This is a genomic window from Muricauda brasiliensis (assembly GCF_003057865.1).
GTDB classification, from domain to species: Bacteria; Bacteroidota; Bacteroidia; order Flavobacteriales; family Flavobacteriaceae; genus Flagellimonas; species Flagellimonas chongwuensis.
Genome location: NZ_QBTW01000003.1, coordinates 253,445 through 264,456 on the forward strand (window position 1 = coordinate 253,445; position 11,012 = coordinate 264,456).

An 11,012-nucleotide genomic window follows, 5' to 3' on the forward strand; every position below is an offset into this window, starting at 1 on the left:
GTTATGGAATACAATATGGTTGGTTGGTTTGAGATTCCGGTTGCAGATATGGAACGAGCCAAAACGTTTTATGAAGCCGTTTTTAAGGTAGAGATAAGTTTACAGGATTTTGGGGGCACAAAAATGGGCTGGTTTCCTGCGGATCATGGAAAACCTGGGGCTGCAGGTTCGTTAATCCAAAACAAGGATTGGTACAAACCCAGTGATAGTGTGGGAACATTGATATACTTTAATAGCTTGGATGTTCAGAACGAACTTGACCGTATTGAACAGAACGGCGGAAAAATTGTTCAGTCCAAGACCCAAATAAACAAGGAAATAGGTTATATGGCCGTGTTTTTGGATTCAGAGGGCAATCGAATTGCACTTCATTCTAGACAATAAAGATCACTCAACCAGTTCCAGCAGGGCAATATCAAAATCATTTTCCAGAATAACTTTTCCATTGGCTACGGTAACCTCGGTATCGGAGTAGGTGTCGTACAATATGGTACCGTCCCCAAAAAAGCCCTTTACCCATAGTGACTTTTTACCTTTTGGCAAATCTAACCCAACCACCACCTTATCACGGTAATCTCCTTTTTCATATGTTCTGGAAAATACATAGGGTGATTTGGCCAAACGTTTGTGCTTGCCGGCACCGATAGCGGGGTGATTGGCCCTAAACTGCCCCAGCTTTTGCCAATGCTCGTGTATTTTTTTGGTTTCGGGCAAGCTGTCCAAATCCTGCCAGTTCATAAAGGAGCGTAGGGTAGCGTCGCCTTCTGCTCCCTCAATGGTCAAGCTGCGTGCTGTTTCATCACCATAATATATCTGTGATGCCCCTGGGGTTAGCAACAGCACGTTGGCGGTTCTAAATGGTTTTGTTCTGTCCTTATCATACGGAGCACCATCATCATGTGAGGTCAAATAATTGAGTACGCTTTTATCCTGTAATTTGGTATGGAGTAACTTACTGTATTTTTTAAAAATGCTTTCATAATCATTGTCCGCATCATACTTTAGCTCAAAGTTGATAAGACTTTTGAATCCATAATCAAAGAAATCCACTTTCTTGTCCCCAAAATCAAAATCTCTTCCACTGGATATGCCATAATTGTAGACTTCCCCGACCATGTAAAAAGGATTGTCGTCCAATACGCTGTTTTCATGTTTCTTTTTCCACATTTCAAAAGTGTAGTCCGCCTCTTTATGGAGGTCGGCCCAAGCATTTTCATTGACATGTTTTACGGTGTCAACTCGAAAGCCGTCAACCCCAAATTCGTTAATGTAATCTGTAAGCCATTTGATAATGTAGTAGCGTGGGGCCCTTGGGTAGCCCGTACGTTCAAAAAACAACTGGAGTTCATCGAGTTCCTTGCTCAAACGGCCTTCATCTTTCCATTTTGCCAAGAGAGCATCGGGCAGTTCTACGGGTTCGTCGGATTCGGTAAGAATATCGGGTAAATTTGCTACAAGCGTACATTCCGTGGTGTTCTCATAGGTTGTAAATTCACAAGTGGGTCCGGTTCTTACCCAATCGTCTGGCCAAACAGGGTCTTTGTCCGTAACGGGCCCGGTATGGTTGAGGACTACATCCATAATCACCCGAATTCCTTTGCTATGTGCTGTTTTTACGAGTTTGGAAAGGTCGTTTTTTGTTCCAAAATTAGGGTCGATAGCGGTCCAATCTTTTGTCCAATAGCCATGATAGCCATAAGTTTTCCCAGTTCCCTCGTCGGTCCCACCATGAATCTGCTCTACTATCGGTGTAAACCAGATTGCGTTGATTCCCAGATCCGTAAAATATCCTTCTTCAATTTTTTTTGTAATTCCTTGGATATCTCCTCCTTCAAATCCCCTCAGAACAGCGGTTTCCTCGGTTCGGTCAAAGTTGATGTCGTTGTTGGGGTTTCCATTATTGAAGCGATCGGTCAACAAGAAATAAATATTGGCACCTTTCCAAACAAAGGGCACCTCCTTTTTTGGGGCTTCCTCCACAACTACCTGTGTAATTTCCTGCTCTTTTTTAACTTTTTTGCAGCCAATAAATAAGGGTATCGAGAACAAAACAACAAGGAGTTTTTTCATGAATTGGGAATTTGTTTAAAGCTATAAAATGCCTTGGTAAATATAAAATTTATTTATATCCACTTTAAACAACCCGAGACTAATATTATCGTGGTGATTATTGAGTACGGTTAAGTACTTTATATTCTTCGTAGCAGCTCGAAATCGCATCTAAAATTTGAAGATCGTTCGCTGTTTTAATAAAGGATTTTGAATAGTTACAGTTGTTTAGGATGTCCTCAATATCCACTTTTTCCAATTGAAGGAGCTCGGTAAGGGTCTCCCTGTCAAATTTTGAGGCCAAAAGATCTCGGATATTGTCATCTTCCTTAATTTGGCGAAGCTTGCGCATCTGCCTTGGTTTTTTGCCAAAAAGGTTACGCAACAAGTCGGCAGGGTTAAGAATAGCGCCCAGCACTTTGGTAACGGCACTTGGACTTTTGTTACCAGCCTCGTAACTGGTGTTCAATCCGGAGATACTATACTGATATGCATTGTTTACCGGAAGGTTCTTTACATCTATTTCCAAATATCCGGTAAGTTGATACGGGGTTACCACCACTTCTTCGAGTGCATAGGCCAGTTCGGTAAGGGCAATTTCGGTATCTCCAAATCGGAACATATCGTTGGTGACCCTCACTTTTTGAGTTTTAAAACCGAGATAGGAGAAGTATAGCGTATCATTTACCGCAGCAGGAATGGTAAATTTTCCATCCTGATTGGTAATGGTTCCTTTAACTTGATTAAGGTTAACCACGTGCACACTTTCCAAGGGATATTCCGTTTGGGCATTGATTACCGTAGCGGTAAAATCCCTTACCTCTTGAGCTTCATCGCCTTCAATTTGCGATACACCAAGTAATGGAAATAGGGACAATAGTATAAGTAGTACTCTTCTCATGCAATCTTTGTAGGTATAAAAATACTAAACAAAGAAAAATAAATAGGAGGGACTTACCATTTAATATAGAATTAACTAATAAAAGCCCTGTTTTTTCTTACCTCCTTTTTTACCGTAGCCTCCTTTTTTTCCTCCTTTATATGACTTGTTACCACCTCTTCGGTTACCGCCGCCACCGCCTTTACGACCACGACGTTTTTTGCCACCTTTTCCACCTCCGCCAGCGCCTGGATTTTTGGAAACTTCCACATTTATGAAGCGTCCTTCCAATTTAAAGTCGGTGAAGGTCTGAAGGATAAATTCAGTAAGCTGGGCATCTGTATTAAAAAAGGAGAAAGAATCCTTGGTATCCACATTGTAGACATCTTCTTTTTCCAAGTTTAAGGTATCACGAAGGAAATCTTTCAGGCTCATCCAATCGTAACCATCGCGCTCCCCAACATTGATAAAGTATCGAACGGAACCTTCCGTTGGTATATCACCTTTGGATGTACCATTTCCTCTATCGGCATCTTGACTATTAAGGTCTTTGGTCTTGCTATAATAATTGTAGAATTGAGTGAATTCTACGGAGAATATTTTTTTGATAAGCTCTTCGCGATCAATACCTTCCAAAACATCGTTAATGGCAGGAAGGTAGCTGTCAATTTCTTGATTGACCTTGGTGTCCTTGATTTTGTTGGCCAAGTGGTACAATTGAATCTCGCAGATTTCAATACCATCAGGAATATTTTTCTTGATGAAATCCTGCTTGATTTTACTTTCAATGGCCTTGATTTTTCTCAATTCCGAACGAGTAATGATGACCATGGAAATTCCAGACTTCCCGGCACGTCCCGTACGTCCACTTCGGTGGGTGTAGGTTTCGATCTCGTCAGGTAATTGATAGTTGATTACGTGGGTTACATCATCCACATCGATACCACGGGCGGCAACGTCGGTAGCGACCAACATCTGCACCTGCTTTTTACGGAACGAGTTCATCACCAAATCACGCTGATTTTGGCTTAAATCTCCATGCAAGGCACCGGCATTATAACCATCTTCAATCAATTTTTCGGCAACACGTTGAGTGTCTCTTTTGGTTCTACAGAACACTACAGAAAAAATTCCTGGATTGGCATCTGCCAAACGTTTAAGGGCAGCGTAGCGGTCACGACCGCCTACCACATAATACTCGTGCTGTACAGTTGAAGCACCTGCATTTACTGTTCCCACAGTAATTTCAACAGGTTTGTGCATGAACTTTTTAGCGATTGTGGCCACTTCCTTGGGCATGGTCGCTGAAAAAAGCCAAGTGAATTTTTCTTGCGGAGTGTTGGACAAAATGTCCTTGATATCTTCATAGAAGCCCATGTTCAACATTTCATCGGCTTCGTCCAATACGCAATAATCAATTTTGGAAATGTCTACCATGTTTCGGCCGATCATATCCTTCATTCGACCAGGAGTGGCAACAACAATCTGAGCCCCTCTTTTTATCTGTCTGGCCTGTTCAGTAATGCTGGCGCCACCATAAATAGCGACAACATTGAGTCCTTTTACGTATTTAGAATAAAGTTTTAATTCGTTGGTAATCTGTAAACAGAGTTCCCTAGTGGGAGATAGAATCAATCCTTGGGTGGTTCTGCTTTCCGATTGGATCTTTTGGATCATTGGAAATCCAAACGCAGCGGTTTTACCCGTTCCTGTTTGAGCCAAGGCAACCAAATCGGTTTCTTGATCTAATAAAATTGGGATTGATTTTTCTTGTACTTCAGAGGGGGATTCAAATCCAAGGTCGGAAATAGCATCCAATAGGGGTTTGTCCAACCCCAAGGCTTCAAATTTTGTCATAGCGGTGTAAATACCTTAAATCGCAAATATGTTTGTGTTGTATAGAGCGATTTTTAGTATTTCCCGTTCAAGCCCATCACAACACCTTGCCCATACCGGCGGCGTTAATAAAGCGGCAAAGGTACACTTATTTTGATCGGTGCAAGCTAAGTTGCCTTCTTTTTTAAGAACTCCACCAATTTTTGTACGGCCCTACCTCGGTGACTGATAGCGTTTTTGGTCTCGGGAGACAGTTCCCCAAAGGTTTTGTCGTAACCATCAGGTTTAAAAATGGGGTCGTAGCCAAAACCACCTTCTCCATACTGTTCCGAGGTAATTTGTCCTTCAACAATGCCATCAAATGTGAAACTTTCGCCTTTTAGGTTTAAATGAACCACGGTTTTAAAGTGTGCTGAGCGGTTGTTTTCACCTTCCAACTCGGATAATAACTTAGTCATATTATCCTCGGCATTCTTTTGTTCCCCTGCATATCTTGCGGAGTAGACTCCTGGAGCTCCATTCAAGGCATCGACCAACAAACCTGTGTCGTCCGAAAAGCAATCCAAACCATAGGTGCGGGTTACAAAATCCGCCTTGATTTTGGCGTTTTCCTCAAGGGTATCTCCGATTTCTGGAATTTCGTCGAAGCACTCAATATCCTTTAAGGATAATAGTTCAATGGTTTTGGGAAGCAATTGTTGAACTTCCTTCAACTTATGGTCATTATGCGTGGCAAAAACTAATTTCAAATCAAAAAGGGTTCTATTTTGAGTTTCAAAAGTAGTAATTTCGAGTTTTAACCAAGTTTCTATGAAAATGAAAGTGCCACCTGCTTTGGTGATGTTGATTTTTGGAGGTTTTATGTATGTTTTGGACAGATTCTTACCGGTTGGTGAGTTCGATTTTTTCGGGAAACACTGGCTTATGATGGTGCTTTTTGGTCTTGGTATAGCAGTAATTTTGATTTCCGTGATTCAGTTTGTAATAAAAAAAACTACGACGGACCCATTGAATCCAAGTAAAGCATCCGAATTGGTCACCAATGGCATCTATAATTTTACGCGTAACCCCATGTATTTGGGCATGTTGCTTTTTTTGTTGGCCTATGGTCTCCATCTGGGAAACGCGTTCAATACTTTGGTTGCAGCGGGTTTTGTTTCTTACATGAACCATTTTCAGATCAAACCCGAAGAAGAGGCTCTTAAAAAAGTCTTTGGTCAAGAATATAACATCTATTGCAAGCTCACAAGACGGTGGTTTTAAGAAAAGGAAATTGAAAAATTCACTTTTTTGGGTCTCATTTAAAACAAATCGTAATAGTTTTTTGATTTATCCGTAAATGTGTAAGGTTTTTAGCAACTTCCGATTCTAAGGATAGAATTAATGTTTAATTTTACACTTTAATTTTTTTTGAAACGACCCATGGTAGAGACAGGACGCAAATATGTGTTCGATTTTGATAGTACGCTCACACGTGTTGAGGCGTTGGATGTTTTGGCTGAAATGACCCTTCAAGGCAATCCAAAAAGAGATGAAATTGTGGCGGAGATACAGAAAATCACCAATTTAGGAATAGATGGGGATATTTCTTTCACGGAATCCTTGGAGCGAAGAATTCGGTTGTTAAGCGCCAATAAGAGTGATTTAGAGGACTTGGTAAAAGAGCTCCGGCAAAAAATCTCAAAATCGATAGAGTCGAACAAGCAGTTTTTTCATGAGTTTGCAGAAGACATCTATGTGATTTCTTGCGGCTTCAAGGAATTTATCGATCCCATTGTTGAAGAATACAACATTCCATCCGACAGGGTGTATGCCAACACATTTAAGTTTGATGCCGACGGAAATATTATCGGTTTTGACGAAACAAATGTTTTGGCCGCACACAACGGAAAAATAGAATGTTTAAAGAATTTGGGCTTGGAAGGCGAGGTCCAAGTAATTGGCGACGGCTACAGCGATTATGTAATGCGCGAGGCCGGAATTGCCCATAAGTTTTTCGCCTACACCGAAAACGTGCATCGCGAAAAGGCGACGAATAATGCCGACCACGTGACACCGAATTTAGATGAATTTTTATACATAAACGATTTGCCAAGAAACTTATCATACCCCAAGAATAGAATTAAGATCCTTTTACTGGAAAATGTTCACACTGCAGCTTTTGACAATCTTTCGGAAGAAGGATTTTCAGTAGAGCTGATCAAAACCAGTCTTTCCGAAGATGAACTTATTGAGCGCATCAAAGGAGTTCACGTACTTGGAATCAGATCCAAAACACAGGTGACCCAAAAAGTTTTGGATGCGGCCGATAAACTATTGGTGGTAGGTGCATTTTGCATCGGAACCACCCAAATAGATTTAGATTACAGTAAAAAGAAGGGCGTTGTTGTCTTCAATGCACCATATAGCAACACCCGTTCCGTAGTGGAGCTTGCGATAGGGCAGATTATTATGTTGATGCGCAGTATCTTCCCAAGAAGTACTGAAATCCACAACGGTGAATGGAACAAGACTGCGGCAGGATCACAAGAAGTCCGTGGTAAAAACCTTGGAATTGTAGGTTACGGTAACATTGGTAAGCAAATGTCGGTTTTGGCCGAGGCCATGGGAATGAAAGTCTATTATTATGATGTTGATGACCAGTTGGCTATTGGAAACGCCGTAAAATGTAACACCTTGGAAGATTTGCTGAATGTTTCCGATGTGGTTACCCTGCATGTGGATGACAATAAAGCCAATAAAAACTTCATTGGTGAGCGTGAGATCAACCAAATGAAGGATGGAGCAAAGCTCATCAACCTATCCAGAGGTTTTGTTGTTGATATTGATGCTTTGGCCTCTGCCCTAAAAAGCGGAAAATTGGGTGGCGCGGCAGTAGATGTATATCCTTCCGAGCCACGTAGCAACGGTGAGTTCGAAACCCCTTTGCAAGGCCTTTCCAACGTTATACTTACCCCACATATTGGTGGTAGTACCGAGGAGGCACAACGTGACATCGCGGACTTTGTGCCTAATAAAATCATGGATTACATCAATACGGGAAATACCGTAGATGCAGTGAACTTTCCAAATATTCGATTGCCCAAACAGAACAAAGCTCATCGTTTCTTGCATATTCATAGAAATGTTCCCGGCATTATGGCCAAAATCAATGAGATATTGGCACAATACGGGCTGAACATTTCTGGTCAGTATCTTTCTACCGATAGTGAAGTGGGTTATGTGATCACCGATTTGGACAAGGAATATGATAAAGACGTAATCAAGGCGCTCAAGAAAATTGAGAACACCATCAAGTTTAGGGTGCTTTACTAGTTTCTTAGACATAAGGGTAAAGAGCCAAGATGTAATGATCAAATAATCAGGAAAAAGTCTTTTGTCTTGTCTCTTAAAGCGTAGCGGTCTTTTATCCAATTCATTGATGATGATAGGGTTCGTTCCTGAGAATGGTGAATCCCCTATAAATTTGTTCCACAATGAACAATCGTACCATTTGGTGGGAGAAGGTCATTTTGGACAAACTTATTTTGCCCGAACTCTTGGCGTAGACGGCATAACTAAATCCATAAGGGCCTCCAATAGCAAGAACCAAGTTTTTAATGCCGCTGTTCATCTTTTTTTGAAGAAATTGGGCAAAGTCCATCGAACTGTATTGTTTGCCTTTTTCGTCGAGTAAAATTAAAGTGTCCGTAGGTTGAAGCTGTCCTAAAATAAGTTCACCTTCCTTATCCTTTTGCTGAGCTTCGGAAAGATTTTTACGGTTTTTTATGTCCGGAATAATGTCAATTTGAAACTTAATATAATGCTTTAGCCGTTTCTCGTAAACAGTTATAAGTTCTTCAAGTTCAGACTTATCGGTTTTTCCAATGGCAATCAAAGTAATCTGCATGCCCAAAAATAAACGTTTCGGTTTAAATTATGGGCACGGAAGTCATGGACAACGAACAATGTTTTTACTATTTTCGTTAAAAGCTCAATTGGATGATTTCCGAAGAACAATTTCAAAACGAACTGGATTTGATCATTGCCAATGCCGTAAGAGAGGACGTTGGTGATGGAGACCATAGCTCCTTGGCTTGCATTCCCCCGTCCGCACAAGGAAAGGCAAAACTTCTTGTAAAAGATGAAGGTGTGATCGCTGGGGTAGCATTTGCCAAAAAAGTATTCAACTATATCGACCCAGACCTGACTATGGAGGTTTTACTGGATGACGGTGCGCAGGTGAAGTACGGAGACATCGTTTTTTATGTGGAGGGCAGCTCCCAAAGCATTTTAAAGGCAGAACGGCTCGTGCTCAACGCTATGCAACGTATGAGTGCCATTGCTACCAAGACCCAAGATTTTGTGTCCCTTCTGGATGGAACTGAGACCAAAATTTTGGACACACGCAAGACTACTCCGGGTATACGTGCCTTGGAAAAGTGGGCTGTAAAGATTGGAGGAGGAGAGAACCATAGGTTTGCCTTGTATGATATGATTATGTTGAAGGATAATCACATTGATTTCGCAGGAGGAATTACAAAGGCCATTCAAAAAACACAGGAATATTTAAAAGAAAACGGGAAAGACCTAAAAATTATAGTAGAAGCCAGAAATTTGGAAGAGGTAGATGAAATATTGAAATCCGAAGGCGTCTACCGTATCCTTTTGGATAATTTTGATTACGACGAGACCCGAGAGGCCGTCAAAAGAATAGGAGATAGGTGTCTTACCGAGTCTTCGGGGGGAATCACCGAGGACACGATTCGGAAATATGCCGAATGTGGCGTGGATTATATTTCCTCTGGCGCCCTCACCCATTCCGTTTACAATATGGATTTAAGCCTAAAAGCCGTTTAAATGTCAGCAGGCATCGAAGAGCAGTTAGAAAAAATACCTGTCATTAATTGGTTTGTCCGATTCATGAAAAAGATAAAGCTCAAAGCTTTTGAAGGGCTCTCTTTGTATGACCTTGTTGAAATGTATCTGGTTGGAATCGTAAAAGGAACTCTCTCATCAAGAGCCAGTTCCATCGCTTTTAGCCTGTTTTTGGCATTGTTTCCGTTGCTTATCTTTATGGTGACGCTGATTCCTTTTATAATTCCGTATGTAAGTGTCGGCAATGCTAATTTTGACGCCCAATTTTTGGACTTTTTGGAGTCTTTCTTGCCTTCGGCTACGAGTGACTATTTTGGGGAGATATATCAACAGATCAAAGACCAAAAGCAGGGAGGCTTATTGTCATCCGCTTTTATTTTGTCCATTTTTTTGGTAGCCAATGGCGTAAATGCCATTTTTGGAGGGTTCGAGAATTCGTACCACGTAGAGCTTACCCGTAACTTTTTTCGTCAATATGCCTATGCGCTTATGGTGGGATTGATTCTTTCCATTTTATTGATTGTGGGGGCCGTTGCCTTTGTGTATTTCGAATTTTACATTGTGGAATACACCAGCGAGTATCTCGGAAGAAGACTGGTGGACTACGATGTGGAAAAAGGGGATACAGTGGGCATACAAATCGCCAAAGTGCTGTTTTTCTTGTTTCTATCTTATTTAACAACTGCGATACTGTACTATTTTGGAACTGCTGAGGGGAGAAATGCCCGTTTTTTTTCAGCAGGAGCCTTAATGACAACTCTCTTGTTTCTCCTCACGTCCTATCTTTTCGGTATTTACGTAGATAAATTTGCCCGATATAATGAACTTTATGGAGCATTGGGCGGATTATTGATTTTAATGGTGTTTATTTGGTTAAATTCCAATATCTTATTATTGGGTTTTGAACTGAACGCAACCTTAAACTCACTAAAAAAACGTCATGAAAGGCAGAAAAATGAGGAATAATTGGATATATCCACTGTGTTTTCTGTTTTGCCAGATAACATGCTCGCAAACCGTTTTTGGAAAGTGGAAGACCATCGATGATAGAAATGGCGTGGAAAAGGCCATTATCGAAATCTATAAGGAGGATGGGATGCTCCATGCCAAGGTGGTAAAAATTTTGGAAGAAGGTAAAAAAGGTGCCCTATGTACTAAATGTGATGGCGAGAAGAAGAACAAACCGATTCTCGGCATGAAGATCATGGATGATTTTGAGGAACATAAAGATGGTGTCTACAAAGGCGATAGTCTATTTGACCCAGAACAGGCAATGACTTTTCGGGGAAAGGTATGGTTGGATGAGGATAACGAAAATCGATTGAAGGTAAGAGGATATTTGGCATTTTTGCACCGCACCCAAACATGGCATAGGGTAGAAGAGAATTAA

Annotated in this window: 11 protein-coding genes; 6 read left to right on the forward strand and 5 right to left on the reverse strand. The window is 41.1% G+C overall.

Annotation, left to right across the window (positions count from 1 at the left end; all coding sequences use genetic code 11):
- Positions 1-3: 3 nt before the first annotated feature.
- Positions 4-384, forward strand: a complete 381-nt coding sequence (locus DCK90_RS02870; RefSeq protein WP_176620249.1) for a VOC family protein — start codon at positions 4-6, stop codon at positions 382-384.
- A 3-nt stretch (positions 385-387) separates the two neighbouring features.
- On the opposite strand, the gene DCK90_RS02875 is transcribed toward DCK90_RS02870, so the two are convergent.
- From DCK90_RS02875 to DCK90_RS02890, 4 genes are all read right to left on the reverse strand, one after another.
- On the reverse strand, positions 388-2,070 hold the full coding sequence (locus tag DCK90_RS02875) for an alpha-amylase family glycosyl hydrolase (protein ID WP_108244666.1): 1,683 nt from the start codon (positions 2,068-2,070) through the stop codon (positions 388-390).
- Between the two features lie 97 nt (positions 2,071-2,167).
- A complete protein-coding gene (locus DCK90_RS02880) occupies positions 2,168-2,950 on the reverse strand; it encodes a carboxypeptidase-like regulatory domain-containing protein (RefSeq protein ID WP_108244667.1) in 783 nt (260 codons plus the stop codon).
- A gap of 75 nt (positions 2,951-3,025) precedes the next feature.
- Positions 3,026-4,786, reverse strand: a complete 1,761-nt coding sequence (locus DCK90_RS02885; protein WP_108244668.1) for a DEAD/DEAH box helicase — start codon at positions 4,784-4,786, stop codon at positions 3,026-3,028.
- A gap of 146 nt (positions 4,787-4,932) precedes the next feature.
- Positions 4,933-5,514 (reverse strand): non-canonical purine NTP diphosphatase, encoded by a 582-nt coding sequence (locus DCK90_RS02890; RefSeq protein WP_108244669.1) that lies wholly within the window; start codon positions 5,512-5,514, stop codon positions 4,933-4,935.
- Between the two features lie 61 nt (positions 5,515-5,575).
- On the opposite strand from DCK90_RS02890, the gene DCK90_RS02895 reads away from it, so the two are divergent.
- Both DCK90_RS02895 and serA read left to right on the forward strand, forming a co-directional pair.
- Positions 5,576-6,028: a methyltransferase family protein gene (locus tag DCK90_RS02895; protein WP_108244670.1), complete on the forward strand. Its 453-nt coding sequence runs from the start codon at positions 5,576-5,578 to the stop codon at positions 6,026-6,028.
- Between the two features lie 159 nt (positions 6,029-6,187).
- Positions 6,188-8,080, forward strand: coding sequence for a phosphoglycerate dehydrogenase (serA, locus tag DCK90_RS02900; protein ID WP_108244671.1), 1,893 nt, complete (start codon positions 6,188-6,190; stop codon positions 8,078-8,080).
- A gap of 100 nt (positions 8,081-8,180) precedes the next feature.
- Here the strand turns inward: serA and rlmH are convergent, their stop codons facing one another.
- A complete protein-coding gene (gene rlmH, locus DCK90_RS02905) occupies positions 8,181-8,654 on the reverse strand; it encodes a 23S rRNA (pseudouridine(1915)-N(3))-methyltransferase RlmH (protein ID WP_108244672.1) in 474 nt (157 codons plus the stop codon).
- A 92-nt stretch (positions 8,655-8,746) separates the two neighbouring features.
- Here rlmH and nadC point away from each other — a divergent pair, with 92 nt between their 5' ends.
- From nadC to DCK90_RS02920, 3 genes are read left to right on the forward strand one after another with little or no spacing between them, the layout of a single operon-like run.
- Positions 8,747-9,604 carry a carboxylating nicotinate-nucleotide diphosphorylase gene (gene nadC, locus DCK90_RS02910; protein WP_108244673.1) on the forward strand — a complete coding sequence of 286 codons (858 nt, stop codon included), beginning with the start codon at positions 8,747-8,749 and terminating at the stop codon, positions 9,602-9,604.
- Positions 9,605-10,588, forward strand: a complete 984-nt coding sequence (locus DCK90_RS02915; RefSeq protein WP_108244674.1) for a YihY/virulence factor BrkB family protein — start codon at positions 9,605-9,607, stop codon at positions 10,586-10,588.
- A complete protein-coding gene (locus DCK90_RS02920) occupies positions 10,563-11,012 on the forward strand; it encodes a DUF2147 domain-containing protein (RefSeq protein ID WP_108244675.1) in 450 nt (149 codons plus the stop codon). Before DCK90_RS02915 ends, DCK90_RS02920 begins: the two co-directional genes overlap by 26 nt.

Coding starts and splice junctions, on each gene's coding strand:
- DCK90_RS02870 (WP_176620249.1), top strand. CDS start 4: ATGGAATACAATATGGTTGGTTGGTTTGAGATTCCGGTTGCAGATATG.
- DCK90_RS02875 (WP_108244666.1), bottom strand. CDS start 2,070: ATGAAAAAACTCCTTGTTGTTTTGTTCTCGATACCCTTATTTATTGGC.
- DCK90_RS02880 (WP_108244667.1), bottom strand. CDS start 2,950: ATGAGAAGAGTACTACTTATACTATTGTCCCTATTTCCATTACTTGGT.
- DCK90_RS02885 (WP_108244668.1), bottom strand. CDS start 4,786: ATGACAAAATTTGAAGCCTTGGGGTTGGACAAACCCCTATTGGATGCT.
- DCK90_RS02895 (WP_108244670.1), top strand. CDS start 5,576: ATGAAAATGAAAGTGCCACCTGCTTTGGTGATGTTGATTTTTGGAGGT.
- serA (WP_108244671.1), top strand. CDS start 6,188: ATGGTAGAGACAGGACGCAAATATGTGTTCGATTTTGATAGTACGCTC.
- rlmH (WP_108244672.1), bottom strand. CDS start 8,654: ATGCAGATTACTTTGATTGCCATTGGAAAAACCGATAAGTCTGAACTT.
- nadC (WP_108244673.1), top strand. CDS start 8,747: ATGATTTCCGAAGAACAATTTCAAAACGAACTGGATTTGATCATTGCC.
- DCK90_RS02915 (WP_108244674.1), top strand. CDS start 9,605: ATGTCAGCAGGCATCGAAGAGCAGTTAGAAAAAATACCTGTCATTAAT.
- DCK90_RS02920 (WP_108244675.1), top strand. CDS start 10,563: ATGAAAGGCAGAAAAATGAGGAATAATTGGATATATCCACTGTGTTTT.